10 protein-coding genes are annotated in these 19239 nt (G+C 67.7%); 7 read left to right on the forward strand and 3 right to left on the reverse strand.

Annotated elements, in window-relative coordinates; genetic code table 11:
• Positions 1-83: 83 nt before the first annotated feature.
• From DELCS14_RS11375 to DELCS14_RS11390, 4 genes are read left to right on the forward strand one after another with little or no spacing between them, the layout of a single operon-like run.
• Positions 84-2699: an aconitate hydratase AcnA gene (locus DELCS14_RS11375; protein ID WP_013801727.1), complete on the forward strand. Its 2616-nt coding sequence runs from the start codon at positions 84-86 to the stop codon at positions 2697-2699.
• A gap of 25 nt (positions 2700-2724) precedes the next feature.
• On the forward strand, positions 2725-3690 hold the full coding sequence (locus DELCS14_RS11380; RefSeq protein WP_013801728.1) for a GntR family transcriptional regulator: 966 nt from the start codon (positions 2725-2727) through the stop codon (positions 3688-3690).
• A 19-nt stretch (positions 3691-3709) separates the two neighbouring features.
• Entirely contained in the window at positions 3710-4453 is a 744-nt protein-coding gene (locus tag DELCS14_RS11385; protein ID WP_013801729.1) for an ABC transporter substrate-binding protein, read from the forward strand.
• A complete protein-coding gene (locus tag DELCS14_RS11390) occupies positions 4450-5559 on the forward strand; it encodes a lactonase family protein (protein WP_013801730.1) in 1110 nt (369 codons plus the stop codon). The genes DELCS14_RS11385 and DELCS14_RS11390 overlap by 4 nt, the downstream gene beginning before the upstream one ends.
• A 27-nt stretch (positions 5560-5586) precedes the next feature.
• Here DELCS14_RS11390 and DELCS14_RS11395 read toward each other — a convergent pair whose 3' ends face one another.
• Complete coding sequence (locus tag DELCS14_RS11395) at positions 5587-6753, reverse strand: metallophosphoesterase (RefSeq protein WP_043796700.1); 1167 nt, start codon at positions 6751-6753, stop codon at positions 5587-5589.
• A 214-nt stretch (positions 6754-6967) separates the two neighbouring features.
• On the opposite strand from DELCS14_RS11395, the gene hrpA reads away from it, so the two are divergent.
• Together hrpA and DELCS14_RS11405 are read left to right on the forward strand one after the other, a co-directional pair.
• Positions 6968-11050 carry an ATP-dependent RNA helicase HrpA gene (hrpA, locus tag DELCS14_RS11400; RefSeq protein WP_013801732.1) on the forward strand — a complete coding sequence of 1361 codons (4083 nt, stop codon included), beginning with the start codon at positions 6968-6970 and terminating at the stop codon, positions 11048-11050.
• Between the two features lie 266 nt (positions 11051-11316).
• Entirely contained in the window at positions 11317-11967 is a 651-nt protein-coding gene (locus tag DELCS14_RS11405) for a cysteine hydrolase family protein (protein ID WP_013801733.1), read from the forward strand.
• A gap of 29 nt (positions 11968-11996) precedes the next feature.
• Here the strand turns inward: DELCS14_RS11405 and DELCS14_RS11410 are convergent, their stop codons facing one another.
• Both DELCS14_RS11410 and DELCS14_RS11415 read right to left on the reverse strand, forming a co-directional pair.
• The gene (locus DELCS14_RS11410; protein WP_013801734.1) at positions 11997-12521 is read right to left on the reverse strand and encodes a right-handed parallel beta-helix repeat-containing protein; all 525 of its coding nucleotides are present in this window, start codon (positions 12519-12521) and stop codon (positions 11997-11999) included.
• Between the two features lie 506 nt (positions 12522-13027).
• Complete coding sequence (locus tag DELCS14_RS11415) at positions 13028-18076, reverse strand: DUF6765 family protein (RefSeq protein ID WP_013801736.1); 5049 nt, start codon at positions 18074-18076, stop codon at positions 13028-13030.
• 258 nt (positions 18077-18334) lie between these two features.
• On the opposite strand from DELCS14_RS11415, the gene DELCS14_RS11420 reads away from it, so the two are divergent.
• Positions 18335-19237 (forward strand): LysR family transcriptional regulator, encoded by a 903-nt coding sequence (locus DELCS14_RS11420; protein ID WP_013801737.1) that lies wholly within the window; start codon positions 18335-18337, stop codon positions 19235-19237.
• The last annotated feature ends 2 nt before the right edge of the window (positions 19238-19239 follow it).

Consider the following 19239-nt stretch of genomic DNA (forward strand, 5'->3'; position numbering starts at 1 on the left):
GCGGCCTTGTGGCCGGGGTTTCAGGGAAAGCGAGATGAGGCGTTTGATTGCATTTTAGAAATTCAAAATGCAAAATATCAGCTATGGAAAACACCGAGACCCCCTTTTCCCGCGTCCTTGAACTGGACGGAGTCCGCTACCACGCTGCCGATGTGCCGGGCGTGCTGGGCGAGTGCCTGCCGCGCCTGCCCGTGGTGCTCAGGTTGTTGCTGGAGAACGTGCTGCGCCACATGGAGGGGCAGGAAAGGGACGCTGCCGTGGCTGCCCTGCGGGCCTGGCTGGATCACGGCAGCAGCGAGGCCGAGATCGCCTTCCAGCCGGGCCGCGTGCTCATGCACGACACCACCAGCACGCCGGCGCTGGTCGACATCGCGGCCATGCGCGATGCTCTGCACGAAGAGGGCGTGGATCCGGCCGTGCTCAATCCGGTGCTGCCCGTCGATGTGTCGGTGGACCACTCGCTGGCCGTGGAGGCCTATGCAGCGCCGGGCGCCGCCCAGGCCAACCTGGAGCACGAGATACGGCGCAATGCCGAGCGCTACCGCTTCCTGCGCTGGGCCTCCAGGGCCCTGGTCCATGTGACCATCCACCCGCCGGGCACGGGGATCATGCACACCATCAACCTGGAGCAACTGGCCACCGTGGTGACCACCGAGGAGCGCGGCGGCAGGCTCTGGGCCGTGCCCGACATGATGCTGGGCACGGACAGCCACACACCCATGGTCAACGGCATCGGCGTGCTGGGCTGGGGCGTTGGCGGGCTGGAGGCGCAGACCGTGATGTTCGGCATGCCCACCATGCTGCGCATCCCCGACGTCATCGGCGTGCGGCTGACCGGCGCGCTGCGCCCCGGCGTGCAGGCCAGCGACCTGGCCCTGGTCGCCACCCAGCGGCTGCGCGCCCTGGGGGTGGCCGGCGAGTTCGTCGAGTACTTCGGCCCCGGCGTGTCCACGCTGACGGCGGGCCAGCGCAGCGTGGTGGCCAACATGGCGCCCGAGTACGGCGCCACCACGGGCTACTTCGCGGTCGATGGCCAGACGCTTGACTACCTGCGCGCCACGGGCCGCAGCCCACAGCGCGTCGCCCTGGTCGAGGCCTATATGCGTGCCCAGGGCCTGTGGTTCGATCCGCAGGCCCAGCCGCGCTACACACGCCAGATCGAGATCGACCTGGACACCGTGGGCTGGCACATTGCCGGTCCGCGCCGCCCGCAGGACCTGCTGGACTATGGCGACAGCGCCCGCGCGCTGCAGGCCGCGGGCTTTGTTGCGTCCGGCGCGAAGGCCGGGCTGCCGCGCCATGCCGTGGCGCTGGCCGCCATCACCAGCTGCACCAATACCTCGGATCCCGCGCTGCTGGTCGCCGCCGGGCTGGTGGCGCGCAAGGCGCGGGCGCTGGGGCTGAAGGTCCCCGCATGGGTCAAGACCTCGCTGGCACCGGGCTCGCCGGCGGCTGCCTCCTATCTGGCGCGCGCCGGGCTGCTGCAGGACCTGGAGGCCGTGGGCTTCGGCATCGTGGGCTACGGCTGCACCACCTGCATCGGCAACCCCGGCCCGCTGACGGAGCCGGTGCGCCAGGCCCAGCGCGCCGGCCAGGCCAAGGCCGTGGCCATTTTGTCGGGCAACCGGAATTTCCCGGGCCGCGTGCATCCGGACATCGAGCTGAGCTTCATCATGTCGCCGTCCCTGGTCATCGCCTTCGGCCTGGCCGGCGACGCGGCCCGCAACCTGCGCCTGGAGCCCGTGCAGCACCTGGCCGATGGCCGGCCCGTGTTCCTGGCCGACCTCATGCCCACCCGCGAGGAAGTCCAGGCGGCGCTGGCGCTGGGCCTGCACCCGCAGGACTTCGGCCGCGACTTCGCGCGGGCCACGCTCAACCCGGCCTGGCATGCGCTGAAGGCGCCCGAGGGGCCGTTGTTTCCCTGGGATGCGCGATCCACCGCGCTGCGCCGCCCACCCTTTGCCGCGCTGTCCGAGGGCAGCCAGCTGGGCCGCTACCAGGCCCACCCGCTGCTGGTGGTGGGCGACGACATCACCACGGACCATATCTCGCCGGCCAGCGCCATCCCGCCCGACAGCCTGGTGGCCGATTTCCTGGTGGAGCGCGGCGACGACCGGGGCGATCTCAACGTCTTCGCGTCGCGGCGCGGCAACTGGGAGGTGATGGTGCGGGCGGCCTTTCACAGCAAGACACTGAAGAACCTGCTGGCGCCCGGTGCCCCCGTGGCCCATGGCCTGCATGCGCCATCGGGCGAGATCGCGCCGCTGTGGGACATCGCGCAGCGCTACCGCAAGGCGGGCCAGTCCGTGGTGCTGGTGGCCGGCGAGCGCTACGGCACGGGCTCCTCGCGCGACTGGGCCGCCAAGGGCCAGCGCCTGCTGGGCATACGTGCCGTGCTGGCCCTGAGCTTCGAGCGCATCCACCGCTCCAACCTCATCGGCATGGGCATCGTGCCGCTGCGCTTGCCTGCGGGCATGGGGCCGCAGGAACTGGCCCTGCAGCCGGGCGACCGTATCGAGATCGATGCACCGTCCGACGCCCTGGCGCCGCGCTGCGCCGTGCCCGTACGCATACTGCGCGGCGATGGCAGCGTGCAGGCGCTGCAGGCCACGGCCGCCGTGGAGACGCAGCTGGAGGCCGGGCTGCTGCGTAGCGGCGGCGTGATTCCTTCTATCTTGCGGCAGGCGGCCGGGCGCTGATGTGGCATGGCATGACAATGGGGGCATGAAGACCTCCACCCAGCTGTGCTCGCAAATCCTGGCACTGGCCCGTTCCGAGCAATGGGACAGCGGAACCCACCTGGCCGCCCAGGGCCTGGCCGACCGGCTGCGCGTCTCCCGCCAGCCCGTCAACGAGGCCTTGCAGCAGCTGGAAGAGCAGGGTGTGGTGCGGCGCGAGCGCAACCGGGGGTTTTTCCTGGCCCTGCCGCATGACCGGATTCCGGCCGAACTGCTGGCCGAGGCGGCGGCCGGCGACCAGGACCTGACCGAAGCCATCTACTTTCGCATCGCCGAGGACCGGCTGCGCGCCAGCCTGCCCGAATCCGTCACCGAGGCCGCGCTGCGCACGCGCTACGGCCTGAGCAAGGCCCAGCTGGCGGCCGTGCTCAACCGCATCTCGCAGGAGGGCTGGATCGAGCGCAAGCCCGGCTACGGCTGGACCTTTGCGGCCATGCTGACCACGCCCGACAGCCTGCTGCAGTCCTACCGCCTGCGTATGGCGCTGGAGCCGGCCGCGCTGCTGGAACCCGGCTACCGGCTGGACCACGCCGTGCTGCAACATTGCCGCGCGGCCGAAATCCACTTGCTCGAAGGCGGCATCGCCACCGACCCGGCCGACCGCATCCACGACCGGGGGGTGAACTTCCACGAGTCCCTGGTCGAGGCCTCGGGCAACGTGTTCTTCATCGACACCATCCGCCGCGTCAACCGCGTGCGGCGCCTGCTGTCCTACCGCTCCATGCAGGACCGGGCGCGCTACCGCGAGCACTGCGAGCAGCATCTGAACATCCTGGAACTGCTGGGGCGCGAGCGCAACGAAGAAGCCTCCCTCGCCATGCGCGAGCACCTGGCGAGCACCTTGCGCAACCTGGCCAGCATCAGCGATCTCCTCGGTCCCGGTGCAGCGTCCCCGGAACCTTCGCGTACCCCTTCGCGTACCTCTTCCACGCCCCGGCGGGCATCCCGTTGACCCTTGAAGCGAGCCATCCATGAACCTTTCCTCCCAGCTGCTGTCCACCCTCGCGCCGCTTGGCCGCATCCGCGCATCCATCAACACCGGCAATCCCATCCTTGCGCGGCTGCAGGCCGATGGCCAGCCCGCAGGCGTGTCCATCGACCTGGCCCGGCGCCTTGCGCAGCAGCTGGGGCTGGAGCTGGAACTGGTGGTCTTCGATACGGCCGCCAAGTCGGTGGATGCCGTCACGCGCGAGGAGGCCGACTTCGGCTTCTTTGCCGTGGACCCCGTGCGCGGCGCGGGCATCGGCTTCACTGCGCCCTATGTGCTGATCGAGGGCAGCTACCTGGTGCGCCAGGATTCGCCGCTGACCGACAACGCCCAGGTGGACCGGGCCGGGTACACCGTGGTGGTCGGCAAGGGCAGCGCCTATGACCTGTACCTGAGCCGCGAGCTGCAGCATGCGCAGATAGAGCGCGCCGTGTCCTCGCCCGCCGTGGTGCAGACCTTTGTGGAATCGACGGCCGATGTGGCCGCCGGCGTCAAGCAGCAATTGGAGGCCGATGCCGCCCGCCTGCCCGGCCTGCGCCTGCTGCCGGGCCGCTTCATGGTGATCCAGCAGGCCATGGGCCTGCCCAAGGGGCGGGGCGATGAGGCCCTGCGCGTGCTGGCGGCTTTTGTGGAAGAGGCCAAGGCTTGCGGCTTTGTGGCCGAGGCGCTGCAGCGCCATGGCATTCAGGGCGCGGCCGTCGCACCGCTGGCGGGCGCATCGGCATGAGCACCTGTGCGTCGCGCCCCCTGTACGCCTACGTGGGTTCGCGCACCACGCGCGAGCGCGACGCACGTGGCGAGGGCATCACCGTCTATCGCGTGGACGAAGCCACGGGCGGCCTGCAGCATCTGCAGACCGTGGACGGGCTTGCCAACCCCTCGTTCCTGGCGCTCGATGCAGCCGGCACCCGGCTCTACACCGTGCATGGCGATGGCCATGAGGTCAGCGTCTTCGCACGCGATACCGCAACGGGCCGCCTGGCGTTGCTGCAGACCCGGGACTGCGGCGGGCGCAACCCGGTGCACCTGGCCATCGCCCCGGGCGGACGGCAGCTGGTGGTCTCCGACCATCTGGGCGAGCCGGCTGCCAGCGACGGCCACCGGGGGTATGGCGGGCCAGGCGGTACGCTGGCCGTGATGTCGATCGCACCGGACGGGCGCCTGGGCTCCGTGCAGCAGCGGCTTGCGCTACCGGGCCAACCCGGGCCGCATCGCAAGGAGCAGCCGTTTGCCAAGCCGCACTTCAACCCCTTCTCGCCGGACGGGCGCTTCGTGCTGGTGCCTGACAAGGGGCAGGACCGGATCTTCATCTTCGCCTTCGAGCACGGGCGGCTGGTGCCTGCGCCCCAGCCCTGGCTGGACTGCCGCGAAGGCTCGGGCCCGCGGCATATCGCCTTCCATCCTGCGCTGGCCTGCGCCTATGTGGTCAACGAACTGGACAACACCGTGCTCACCTGCCGCTTCGATGCGGCCACGGGGGCACTGCAGGGCTTGCAGATCCTGTCCACCCTGCCGGAGGGCTTTGTGGGCAACAGCCGGGCGGCGGGCATCGAGGTCTTGCGCGACGGCCGGCAGGTGCTGGTGTCCAATCGCGGCGCCGACGGCATTGCGGTCTTCGATGTCGATCCTTTGACGGGGCTGCTGCACACCAGTGGCGGCTTCGCCTCGGGCGGGCGCACGCCGCGCTTTTTCACGTCCTCGCCCGACGGGCGCCTGCTCTATGTGCTCAACGAGGACAGCGACAGCATCGTCTGCCATGCCCGGGATGACGCCTGGCGCCCGCTGGCCAGCACCCACTGCGCCAGCCCGGTGTGCATGGTGTTCGCGCGGTAGCCGTCCACGCCGCCCTCCGGGGCAGGATCAGGCGCCGCGCAGCACCAGCAGGTCGATGCTGGCCGGCACGCCCAGGCGCACGGCAAAGCCGGCCCACAGGCCTGCGCCGGCGCTGACGAAGAGCTTCATGGCGCCGACCTCGTACTCGCCGCGCACAAAGCCGTCATTGGCGGGGGCCACCAGCCATTGGTCCATGCCCAGGATCAGTCCGCCGTGCGTATGGCCCGACAGCTGCAGGCCCACGCCGTGGGCAGCGTTGTCGCGGGCGGTCTTGGGCTGGTGGGCCAGCAGCAGGTGGTATTGCGCGCCGGCCTCTTTGGCCTGGCGGGCCACGGTGTCGATGTCGGGCGGCACGCCTTCGGCCACGGAGGGGTCGGTGTTCTGGCGCGACAGGCGGCCATAGGCCGGATCGCCGATGCCCGACAGCGCCAGGCGCGCGCCCTGCACATCGATCAGCTGCATGCGGTTTTCCAGCAGGTTCAGGCCCAGGCGGCGGAATTCGGCCATCCAGGCGTCGTAGCCGCTGTAGTACTCATGGTTGCCGGGCGCGGCCCAGACGCCGTAGCGTGCCTTGAGCTGCGCCAGTGGCGCGACGTTGGCGCGGCCGCTGCCCACGTCGCCGTCCACCATGTCGCCGGGCAGCACGATGAGGTCGGGCCGCGCCTCCAGCGTGCGCTCCACGATGGTCTGCACATAGCGCGCGTTGTTGATGGGGCTGGCGTGGATGTCGGCCAGCACGGCCACGCGCAGGCCTTCCAGGCCGGTGGGCAGGCCGGGCAGGCGCAGCGTGCGTTCGTGCACCTCGGGCGGGCGCAGCGCATTGGCCACGCCCCAGGCCGACAGCAGGCCCGCCAGGGCCAGTGCGCTGGCCGTGAGCAGCGGGGTGTGCAGGCGCTGCTTCCAGTCCTCGCGCCGGGCCACGGCGGCCAGCGCCCAGAGGCCGTCGCGCAGCACGATGAAGACGGCCAGCATCAGCAGCAGGGCCAGCACCCAGCCGCCCGGCACCTGCAGATAGGCCAGCGTGCGGTATTCCACCGTGCCCTCGCGCAGCAGCACCAGCAGCAGGGCGGGCGTGCAGCCCAGGGCCGCCGTGGCGACGGCCGCCATCAGGCGTGCGCGGCGCGGCATCAGGCGGACGGGCCACCACAGCCACAGGGCCAATAGCGGAATGACGAGGGCGGCAAGAGAAACCATGGGGAGCAGATCGAGGAAGGCGGGTGAGATGGCCAGCGCCGGGCGCGGCCGGCAAGGCGAGCGCCGATTGTGCGCAATGCCATGCATGCCGCTGGCCTGACTTGGCGAAGGCCCTGGCATGCGGGGGTTTTCATGCGGGCGGCACAGGGCAGGCGTATGGAAATCTGCAGCCGCGTGGCGCCGCCGGCATGGCGCGGGGATAATCCAGCCCCTTATGCCTTTGAAGATCAGCTTCCCTGAATCCCTGCCCGTATCCGCCCGCCGTGAGGAAATCATGGAGGCCATGGACCGGCACCAGGTCATCATCGTGTGCGGCGAGACGGGCTCGGGCAAGACCACGCAGCTGCCCAAGATCGCGCTGGCGCTGGGCCGGGGCAAGGTCAACGCCACGCCCGACGACAAGGGCCAGGTGCGCGGCCACCTGATCGGCCACACGCAGCCGCGCCGCATTGCCGCCAGCTCGGTGGCCAAGCGCATTGCCGAGGAGCTGAACACGCCGCTGGGCGATGTGGTGGGCTACAAGGTGCGCTTCCAGGACCGGCTGTCCAAGGACGCCTCGGTCAAGCTGATGACGGACGGCATCCTGCTGGCCGAGACGCAGACCGATCCGCTGCTCAAGGCCTACGACACCCTCATCATCGACGAGGCCCACGAGCGCAGCCTCAACATCGACTTCCTGCTGGGCTACATCAAGCAGATCCTGCCCCGGCGCCCCGACCTCAAGGTGGTGGTGACATCGGCCACCATCGATGCCGAGCGGTTCTCCAGGCACTTCGAAGGCCCCAAGGGGCCTGCGCCGGTGATCATGGTCTCGGGCCGCACCTACCCCGTGGAGATGCGCTGGCGCCCCTTCGAGGAAAAGCGCGACCACGACCTCAACGACGCCATTGCCGAAGGCGTGGACGAGCTGTGGTCCGGCGGCGTCAGCGGCGACATCCTGGTGTTCCTGCCCGGCGAGCGCGAGATCCGCGAGGCCGCCGACCACCTGCGCAAGCACCTGGCACAGCAGCCCGTGCTGCGCCATGCCGAGGTGCTGCCGCTGTTCTCGCGCCTGTCGCAGGCCGAGCAGGACCGCATCTTCGACAGCCACACGGGCCGGCGCATCGTGCTGGCCACCAACGTGGCCGAGACCTCGCTGACCGTGCCCGGCATCCGCTATGTGATCGATGCGGGCACGGCGCGCGTCAAGCGCTATTCCTTCCGCAGCAAGGTCGAGCAGTTGCTGGTCGAGCCCATCAGCCAGGCGGCGGCCAACCAGCGCGCGGGCCGTTGCGGCCGCGTGGCCAACGGCATCTGCATCCGCCTGTACGACGAGGCCGACTTCGGCACGCGCGCGCGTTTCACCGACCCTGAAATCCTGCGCTCCTCGCTGGCCGGCGTCATCCTGCGCATGAAGTCGCTGGGCCTGGGCGACGTGGTGAACTTCCCCTTCCTCGAATCGCCCTCGGGCCGCGCCATTGCCGACGGCTACCAATTGCTGGGCGAGCTGGGCGCCGTGGACGAGCGCGGCGAGCTGCTGCCCATGGGCCGCGAGCTGTCGCGCCTGCCGCTGGACCCGCGCGTGGGCCGCATGATCCTGGAGGCGCGCACGCGCGGCGCCGTGGCCGAGGTGCTGGTCATCGCCTCCGCCCTGTCCGTGCAGGACGTGCGCGACCGGCCGCTGGAGGCCCAGCAGCAGGCCGACCAGCAGCACGCCAAGTTCGACGACGAGAAAAGCGAATTCAGCGGCTACCTGCGCCTGTGGAAATGGCTGCAGGATGCGCGTGGCGGCAAGGTGGTGGCCAAGAGCCGCAAGGAAATGGCCACGGCCCAGGCGCCTGCCGCCAAGCCATCGGCGCGCAATGCCGCCTTCCTGCCCGTGGCCCAGCGCAGCGGCGGGCAGAGCGTGGCCGCCCCGGCGGCCGAGGCGCTGGCGGCCTTCCATCCGCAGGACACCGGTCCCGGCACGGATGACGAGCCCTCGCACAAGCTCAGCAACCGCCAGTGGGAGCAGCTGCTGCGCCAGAACTTCATCAACATCCGCCGCGTGCGCGAATGGCGCGACATCCACTCGCAGCTGCTGACCGTGGTCAACGAGCACAAGTGGAAGATCAACACCGAGGCCGCAGGCTACGACGCCGTGCACCTGTCCATGCTGTCCGGCCTGCTGGGCAACCTGGGCTACAAGGGCGATGAAAGCGACGCCTACCTGGGCGCGCGCGGCATCCGCTTCTACCCGCACCCGGGTGCCCACCTGTCCAAGAAGCCGGGGCGCTGGATCGTTGCGGCCGAGCTGGTGGAAACCTCGCGCCTGTACGGCCGGGGCATCGCCGCCATCGATCCGCAGTGGCTGGAGGAAGTCGGCGCCCACCTGCTCAAGAAGCAGCTGCTCGATCCGCACTGGTCCAAGAACCAGGCCGACGTGGTGGCGCTGGAGCGCGCCACGCTCTACGGCCTGGTGGTCTACAACGGCCGGCGCATGAGCTATGGCCGCATCGATCCGCAGTCCGCGCGCGAGATCTTCATCCGCCAGGCCCTGGTGGAGGGGCAGTGGGACACGCGCTGGCACTTCCTGCCCGCCAACCTCAAGCTGGTGCGCAAGGTCGAGGAGCTGGAGCACAAGAGCCGCCGCCAGGACGTGCTGGTCGATGACGAGCTGATCTACGCCTTCTACGACCAGCAGATCCCCAAGGACGTGTTCAGCGGCGCCACCTTCGACCATTGGTTCCGCGAGGCGGCCAAGGAAAACGCCGACCTGCTGCGCCTGTCGCGCGACGAGCTGATGCGCCACGAGGCGGCCGGCATCACCACCCAGGCCTTTCCCAAGGTGGTCAAGCTCGGCGGCGTGGACTGCACGGCCAGCTACCTGCACAGCCCGGGCGACGCGCGCGACGGCATCACCGTCACCGTGCCGCTGTTCGTGCTCAACCAGGTCAGCGATGAGCGCGTGGAGTGGCTGGTGCCCGGCATGCTCAAGGACAAGCTCCAGGCCCTGCTCAAGAGCCTGCCGCAGCGCCCGCGCAGCCGCTTCGTGCCCCTGCCCGAAAGCGCCCAGCGCCTGGCCGAACTCTTCACCACGCCCGAGCGCTGGGGCCAGGGATCGCTCATCGATGCCCTGCTCAAGCAGGTGCGCGACGAGACCTCGCTGGACGTCAAGCGCGCCGACTTCAAGCTGGACATGCTCAGCCCGCACCTGTTCATGAACTTCCGCATCACGGACGAGCATGGACGCCAGCTGGGCCAGGGCCGCAACCTGGGCGCGCTCAAGGCCGAACTGGGCGCCAAGGCGCGCGGCGCCTTCCAGGCGCTGGCCGCGCTGAAGGTGGCTTCGGTCACCGAGGCTCCTGCTGCACCCGCTGCCAACGCCGCCACCGCGCCCGAAACCGGCAGGAAGCCTGCGCCCGCTGCCAAGGCGGAAAAGCCCGACCAGGCCACGCCTGCCAGGAATGCCAAGCCCAGCCAGCCCGCCGAAAGCCGCTACAAGGAATGGAGCTTTGGCGAGCTGCCCGAGCTGATGGAGATCGGCCGGGGCGGGCAGACGCTGATCGGCTTCCCTGCGCTGATCGACCACGGCGATGCCGTCGGCATCGAGGTCTTTGACGAGCCCGAGGTTGCGGCCGCACGCCACCGCGTGGGCCTGCGCCGCCTGTTCGCGCTGCAGATCCGCGACGCGCTCAAGTACCTGGAAAAGAACATTCCAGACCTGCAGAAGATGGCGGTCGCCTACATGCCGCTGGGCACGCAGGAGGAACTGCGCGAGCAGATCATCGACGTGGCCATAGACCGCGCCTTCCTGCAGGAGCCGCTGCCCACCAACGACGCGCAGTTCAAGCAGCGCGTGCAGGACGGACGCGGCCGGCTGACGCTGATCGCCAACGAGGTGGCGCGCATGGCCTCCACCATCCTGGTCGAGTACGCGGCGGCGCAACGCAAGATCAAGGACACCAAGAACGCGCCTGACGCCACGGCCGACGCCGCCCAGCAACTGCAGCGCCTGGTGCCCAAGAACTTCATCGCGGCCGCGCCCTGGACCCAGCTGCAGCACTATGCGCGCTACCTCAAGGCCATCACCAGCCGCCTGGACAAGTACCGCGCCGACCCTGCGCGCGACGCCGGCCGCCTGACCGAGCTGCGCCCGCTGGAGCAGCGCTACTGGCGCCTGGTGGCCGAGCGCAAGGGCCACATCGATGCGCGCATGCAGGAGTACCGCTGGATGCTGGAGGAGCTGCGCGTGAGCTTCTTCGCCCAGGAGCTGCGCACGCCGTACCCGGTCAGCATCAAGCGGCTGGACAAGGTCTGGCAGCAGCTGCAGAACTAGCGCCGTGCCGGCCTGCGGCCCTTTCTTGAGCGGGAGGGCCGCAGGCCATGTTTCAATGCGGCATCGCCACCTTCACCGGCACGCGGCCGGTTGGAGCGATGCAAGGCCCAAGGCCGTATGCGCCATCACAGAGATGGGGCATTTTTCAAAGCATGGGTGATCTGTGCAGAACCTGCACAGATGCTGGCCGCTCCATGGCGTTGCGGCGGACCCTGTGCGTTTCTAGACTGCAGGCATCAACCACTTCCCGTTTTCAGGAGCACTGCATGTCACTCGCAGAACAGGCCAGCCAGGCCACCCAATCCACCAGCCATCCCACCCTCCGCGCCCTGTCAGGCGCGCCGGGGCGCAGCCAGTTGCCACGGGATGCCACGGCGCTGCTGGTCATCGACTTCCAGAACGAATACTTCAGCGGCCGCCTGCCCATCCCGCGCGGCCCGCAGGTCCTGGAGCAGGCCCGGCGCCTGCTGCAATGGGCCGATGCCGGGCAGGTTGCCGTGTTCCACATCCAGCACATTGCCCCTGAAGGTGCGCCCGTGTTCGCCGTCAATGGCAGCACCGTCCAGTTCCACCCCGGCCTGCAGCCGCGCGCGGGCGACACCGTGGTGCAAAAGCGCAGCGTCAGCGCTTTCGTCGGCACCGACCTGGCCGACCAGCTGCGCGCGCGTGGCATCACCACCGTAGTCATCTGCGGCCTCATGACCCACGCCTGCGTGGCCGGCGCCGCACGCGATGCCGCGCCGCTGGGCTTCGAGGTCGTCGTGGCCAGCGATGCCGTGGCCACACGTGCCATCACGCGCAGCAATGGCGAATCCGTGGACGCCGACAGCCTGCACCGTGCCGCGCTGGCCGAGATCGAGGATGTGTTTGGCGATGTCATGCCCACCGCGCATGTGATGCAACTGGCCCTGCGCTGAGCCTGCAGGCGGGGCCCACGCATCGTCTCCTAGCGAGAATCCACGGCGTTGCCGTACTCCGTCGTGGTACTGGCCGCATCCTTGCGCACCGGCAATGCGACCTGCTCGAACACATTGCCCTCGATCACTACGTCTTTGGACTCCAGCAGGTTGATGCCGGCCTGGGGTTCCTCTTCCTTCTTCCTGAACAGCCCGCTGCGCTTCACGATGAAGCGGTTGTTGCGGATGATGGAACCATCGGCATCGCGCAGCTTGAGGATGGCGGGCAGCGGGGCCTTGTCGCGCGGGTCCATGTGCACGATGAAGGTGTTGCCCTCCACCAGCGAGCGCGGGCCGTACAGGTAGACGGCGGTGCGGCCATCGACCTCGATGGTGTTGTTGCGCACCACGTTATCGGAGCCCGCCATGATGATGGCGCGGCCGCCGGATTTGATTTGGAGGTTTTCTGCGGTGTAGAAGGTGGGTGGGAAATAATCCCAAGGGATTTTGTTAAAAGTCTCGGTTTCCGGGTTCCAGTTGGATTCTTTTGTAACAGAAGTGTCTTCTGTCAGCATTTTCATTCTTTTATTTATCATAATATTTGGTGCCATGTCAACACCTATGCCAAAAGCCCCAGGAGTCTCTATTTTTCCGTTATGAACTTTTAAAAAAACTTGATCATTACCCAATATTCCTATTCCATTTACATTCTTAAATGGTCTACCGGAGATTAGATGTTCTCTCAAATCTAATTCAGATAGACTGTTTTTGTAAAAAGTCAGTACGCCACCATCACCTTGACTATCCGTGGGTGAACCATGCTCTATTCCACCCTCTATCCAATCAATGGCCTTTCGCTGTATAAAATCGTGAATTACACAATAACGGCCATTGCCTCTAATAGCCGCTGCTATGGGATAATAGCCTCCGAGATATTTAATCGCTTTGCACCCTTCCGGTAGGGGGGAAGTATCGCTAGGTGGGTGACGACGCTCCGCCCATTCTTCTGTTGTTAGCTGTTTTTTTTGATTTGAATGACATTCAATCAATAGTACGGAATTAAGCATCAAGAATAGAGTGATCATACCTCTTTGCATACGCTGCTCCCCGGAAGGCAAACCCCTGGGTATTTTTCTTCCTGTCCGATAAGATCTCCTAGAAAAATCTCTCTATTGATTTGCGCCTGATCTTTATCATATTTTTCGCTCATCTTATCAAGAAAATTTATTTCTTTATTTTCTTTGTCATTCTTTCCTTTTGGATTTAATTTTCCATTGGCAATTAATCTATTAACGGATTTTTGCAGTAAATCAATCTTCTTTGGAAATTCTTTCCCTTCCTCTCTAATTGCATTGAATCTCTCGAGCACTTTCCTGATCTCCTCAAACCCTAGCGCAGGGCTAGTTCCATATGCCGTTAAAAACTCATAAACCGCCTTCTCCCCTTGCAGCGATCGATACTCCCGTTTGTCCCAATAAGGCATATCTGGATCAGGCATATTCCCCAGTATTGGCATGTCCTCGTCATAGGTGTAATCCGGCTCGGACCCCGCAAGCCCATGCCCTATGCCCAGCTTCACGCTGATGGCATCGAACGGCCGGTTGTCCTTGTCCCGGTGGCTGAAGGTGTCCAGGTAGGAGTGCAGGAATTCGCCCAGGAACTGGTATTCGGCGCAGGGCTGGGCCGGGTTGCCCAGGCGGCTGGCGTTGAGCAGGTTGATCAGTTGCGGGCTCAGGTTGCCCACCACGCTGTTGACGTTGTCGTTGGCGTACTGGGGCAGCGTGGTGCCCTTGTCGTCGGACAGCGTGAAGTGGTACCACAGCAGTTGCCGGTGGTTCTTGAAGATCGATCCCACCGTGGTGAGGGTGTTGGCATCGTCCAGCGGCTTGGTGATGGGGTTGTCATCCACGTACTGCGAAGCCAGCGCCGTGATGCGCGCAGGTTCGTAGTCCAGGCCGGCGGCCAGGGCCAGGAAGAAGACCATGTAGTAGTGCATGTCCTCCTGGTACAGCCCGGTGGGGTCGATGCGGTTGAGCGGGTCGCCGCCGGCATACAGGTAGGTATCGGGCCCGTCCGGGTAGCCCAGCGGGTCCGGCTGCAGATAGCGGCCGCTGGCCGGGTCGTAGCTGCGGTGCCAGTTGTCGTGCAGTCCGCTTTCCTCGTCGAAGTACTGGCCCGGCAGGCGCAGGTTGAGCACGGCCTGCTGCCGGGACAGGCTTGTGTGGCCGGCCTGATGCATGGCCGGCGCTCCCCAGGGCGTCTGGCGGGCACGCCAGACCACGCGCTGGCCTGCGTCCGTCATGGCCTGCGGACTGCCCCGGTGGTCGTTGTGGATGTGTAGCATGCGCGCCTTGCCGCTGGCGTTGTCCCGGTTGTGCGCGGATTCCAGCTTGGCGATGGGCAGGGTGCGAGTCCCCTCGCTCAGGTACAGGTACTGGCTGGTGATGCGGCCTTCGCCATCCATTTCCGCGACGAGCCGGTTGTCCTGCCACAGGTAGTGGCTGTGCGTTTGCCTGTCGCCCTGGTGCACGGTCTTGCCCACGCGCTGGCCCAGGCTGTTGTAGCGGTAGCTGGCGATGGGCCGCTCCTGGTGGTCGCTGATGCCCTGGAGCTGTCCTGCTTCGGTGTAGGTGTAGCGGTGCAATGCGTCCTGGACAGTGCGGCCCTGGCTGTCGCGCTGCACGGGCGCTGGTGCTGACGGTGCGTTGTCCTGCACCAGCCTGCCGAAGCCCTGGTAGCGGTAGTCGGTCTTGTGCAGGCCGGCTGGTGGCCCCTCCTGCTCGATGGCGCGGATGCGCGGGCCCACCCCGTAGCGGTAGCGCTGGCTGAGGATGGGTGCGCTGCCTTGCGATGTGCCTTGCGATGTGCCTTGCGATGTGCCTTGTGATGTGCCTTGCCCGGTGGTCTGCTGCGTGAGGCGCCCGGCAATGTCGTATTGGCGCGAGGTGGCCAGGCCATTGCCTGCCGTGTAGTGCTGCAGGCCGTTGAAGGCGTCTGTTTGGATGTCGCCGACCACCGTCTGCGCGGGCAGCAGGCGTTCGAGCAAGCCTGTGGCGCCGGCGCCCAGCCAGTGGTCGCTGGCCTGCAGCAGGCCGGCCACCCAGGCGCTTTGCAGTTGCAGCCCTTGCACGCTGGCGCCGTCGCTGGCGGGGCCGCGCCGGGTGACGAGCACGCGGCCATCGGCCAGGGTGCGGCTGTGGACCCGGCCGTCCGGGCCATAGCGCGTGGCGGTGCGATAGGTATGCTCGGCCTGGCCGTCGGGCGTGGCCAGCGAAATGGTGCGTGCCACGGGGCGGCCCAGGGCGTCGTATTCGATGGATTCGCGCTGCCAGTTGCTGTCGATGGTCTGCAGCAACCGGCCCTGGTAGTGCAGCCGGGTTTGCGAGGAAGAGCGACGATCTGCGCCGGGCGCCGCTTCGTAGCGCTTGGCCAGCAGACGCCCGCTGGGAGCGTACTGGTAGTGGGTGCTGCTGCCGTCGGCGCGGGTGTGCACCCGCAATTGATCGGCTTCGTTGTAGCGTGCGCTTTGGCGGCCATTATCGGCAAGCTGAAGCCAGACGGTACGGCCGAAGTCGTCGCGCAGGGCCTGGCGGCGTTCGGCGGGTTGGGTGCTCCGGGATTTGCTGGTGATCTGCTCCATCGCCGCGCTGGCCGGGCCTTGCAATGCCAGCCGCACCGCCCCATCGGGCGTTTGCGACAGGCTGGCATGGAGACTGCCGTTGTTCAGCCAGCGCGTGCGGGTGTCGTCGCCATCGGTGTGCTGGAGCAACTCGCCCGCGTCGCCGTAGGTGTAGCTGTCCAGGCGCCCATCGGGCAGCAGGCGGTGGCTCAGGCGCCCCTGCGCATTCCAGCCGTAGTAGGCCGCACGTTCGGGGAGGTCCTGGCCTTCGCGGTACAGGCCCAGCCCCTTGATGCGGCCTTCGCTGTCGCGCTCGATCTGGCCCCGGTTGCCCAGGCCATCGAGCCGAGCCTGGGTGCTGCCCTGGTAGGTCCAGGTGGTGCTGCGGCCTGCCGTGTCGATGGCCTGGCTGGGGCGGCCCAGGGCGTCGTGGCGGATGCGGTATGGATTCAGGCTCAGCCGGCTGCTGGCGCGGGGCTGGCCGTCGGCGTCCAGCAGCCAGCCGCTGGTGGTGATTTCTTCGGCCTGAAGGGCGTTGGCAGACAAGGCGCTGTAGCGCATCCGGCGCTGAAGGCGCCGCACGCCGTCGTCTTCGGTGCGGGTCGTGATGCGCCCGGCCTTGTCATGCTCCAGCGCCACGGTCGTGCCATCGGGCTGCATCACGCGCGTGACGTGGCTGCCGCTGCGGTCCCAGCGCAGCCGCGTGAGGTCGTTCTGCGCTGGGCTGCCGTCGTCATAGCCTGCCAGCGAGGTGGGCAGCGGCCCGTCGATGTCCACCAGCACGCTGCGGCCGTTGATCTCGGTGTAGCGGTAGCGCGTGCTGCGTTCGATGGGCGTGGCGCCGTCCGCATTGCCTGCGGGCTGGCCCTGGGCATCCAATGGGCTGAAGCCCGTCTCGGTGATCTGCAGCGGCTGGCGGCTGCTGTTGTAGCGGATGCGGATCTGGTGTTCGCGCCCGGGCACGACGCTGGGCCGGGCGATGAGTTCGGGCGCGTATTGCTTCCAGGGGTCCTTGCCGTAGCCGTAGCGCACCTGCAGCTGCGGGGCCCGGGCTTGGCCTTGTGTGTAGGGAATGCGGTACACGGCCAGCGGGCGGCCGAAGGGGTCCAGCTCGGTGCGCGTGCCTTCCAGCGGGCGGCCTGCGGGATCGAGCCGCGTGGCTTCGGTCAGGCGTCCTTGCGCGTCGTACCGGTAGCGCATGTCGCCGGGGCCGCAGCTGGCGCAGCCCGGGCCGCGCACTTCAAGCAATCGCCATTGCCCGCCTATGGTGTCGTAGTGGTAGGTGGTCGTTTGCCCGATGCTATTGGTGAGGGTGTTCTTCCAGGGCTGGCTGAGGTCCAGGGTGACTTTTTCCTGCTGGCTGTCCGGCGGGCCGCGCACGCTCAAGGTGGCGCGGCCGGTGTCGCCGTAGGCGTAGCTGGCGATGCGCTCGTCCATGGGCTTGCCGTCGCTGCCCTGGCCCTGGACGCTGATGCCGGTGAGCAAGGTGGGGTGGCGCGGGTCCTCATAGTGGTAGTGGCGCTGGACCGGGGCTTGGCCATCGGCCGACGGGAGGCTGACCTGCACGAGGCTGGCGTTCAGCTTGGCCTGGGGCTGGGTGCTGCCGGGCAACGGTGCGCTGCCGTGGCGGTAGTCGATGCGGCCCAGCGGGGTGTCGATGGCCTGCACGCCGGTGAAGCTGCCCTCGCCCGAAGATTGGGCGTAGTGCAGGCGCAGGCTGCGGCCCTGCGGGTCGGTGACCTTGAGCAGGCGGTTGCCCTTGGCGTTGTAGTCCAGGCGGACCTGTTCGCCCGAGGGCAGGCTGATGCGGGTCAGGCGCCCCCGGTGGTTGAAGCGCAGCTCGCGCCCGTCCATCCATTGCCAGGTGTAGTGCCGTTCCTGGCCGGGCTTGGTTTCCTTGGTGCCCTTTGTATCCGGGCCTTCGATGCGCACGATGCCGTTGCCCGGCTGCTCGCTGGCGCACAGGCTGGGGTGCTCGCGCAGCTTGCTGAAGATGATGCGGGTGCCGTCGGCCTGCACGATCTGCAGGTTGGTGGGGTGGTCGTACAGGCGGGCCTCGTAGCTGAGCAGCCAGCCGCGGCCGAGCAGGCCTGGCGGCACGTAGGCCCGGCTGTAGCTGCTGTTGTAGTGGCGCACGACTTCCAGGCCGAGCAGGCCTGGCAAGGCGGGCATGTCCACTTCGCGCTGGTATTTGTTGCCGTTGATGAGGTGGATGGGGTTGCCTGCGCCCTGGTTGGTGCTGCTGGAGTTGCCCTGGGTGGCGGGGCCGGCGCCGCCGCAGGGGCTGCCGCCGGGCGTGGGGGTGCAGGTGCCGCCGCCCGAGCCGCCACCGCCACCGCCGAGGTCGATGCCGCCGCCCGTGCCGGGGGCGCAGCTTTGCACGGTGGGGTCGCATTTGCTGGTGCCGCCGCCCAGGTTGGGGGCGGCAGTCGCCAGGGTCGGCGTGGCCTGGGCCAGCAGTGCGGCAATGCATAGCAAGGCGCTGCGCAGCAGGACGTGCCTTCGGTTCATGGATGTCTTCCTCCCTCGGTCTTGGCGAATCTCGGGTATGGAACGGCCATCCGTCTGGCGTCGGGCTGGTGGCGGCGTGTCCCGGTTGGGGTAGCCGGCCAATCTAGGCAGTTAGTGTCCGCGTGTCTCTAGGAATAGTCTGTTTCTGAGGCAGAGGATGAGGAAGGGGGCGGAAATGAGGGCTGGCTTGGGGCCGCTGCGCAACGGGATGCGGCCGCGTCCATGCTCCACAATTCCCGCCAAAGGAGTGCATGAGCAATGGACAGATGGCAAGCCATGCGGGTGTTCTGCGGCGTGGTGGACGCGCAGGGTTTCACGGCGGCCCAGGATCGGCTGGGCATGACGCATTCCACGGCGTCGCGCCATGTCAAATGGCTGGAGTCGGAACTGGGCACGCAGCTGCTGCAGCGCAATTCGCGCGGGCTGAGCCTGACCGATGCGGGGCGCAGCTACTACCTCAGCTGCGTGCAGTTGCTGGAGCAGCTCGATGCGGCCGAGGCCGCACTGGCGCAGCGCCGTGCGCGCGTGGCGGGTGTGTTGCGCATCACGCTGCCGCTGGCCGTGGGCGCCATCGAGCTGGGCGACTGGCTGCCCGAGTTCGAGCAGCAATTCCCGGATCTGGAGCTGCAGCTGCTGTGCACCGACCGGCTGGTGGACCTGGTGGCCGAGGGCGTGGATGCGGCCGTGCGCATCAGCCGCCAATTGCCGGACAGCGGGCTGCAGGCGCGGCTGCTCACGCATTCGCCGCTGGTGCTGGTGGCGTCGCCCGCCTACCTGATGCGCCAGGGCGTGGTGCAGGCGCCCGAGCAATTGGCCGAGCACCGCGCCCTGGCCTTTGCGGCGGGCCCGGCCCCATTGCGCTGGAGCGTGGTGTCCGGGCAGGGCGCCGTGACCGAGGTGCAGCCGCACACGGCGCTGCGCACCGATTCGGTGGCCACCATCTTCGAGGCCGCACGCGCGGGCCGGGGCATTGCTGCGCTGACCTGGCATACCGTGCGCTCGGCCGTGGAGCGCGGCCAGCTGGTGCGGGTGCTGCCCTGTTTTCATCTGGGGCAGTACAGCTACCACGCGCTGTATCCGCGCACGCGGCATCTGCGCCCGGCCGTGCGCGCGTTTGTGGATTTCATGGCGCGGCGCTATCGGCAGGGGCCGGGCGGCTGAGC

Source organism: Delftia sp. Cs1-4 (genome assembly GCF_000214395.1).
GTDB classification, from domain to species: domain Bacteria; phylum Pseudomonadota; class Gammaproteobacteria; order Burkholderiales; family Burkholderiaceae_C; genus Comamonas; species Comamonas acidovorans.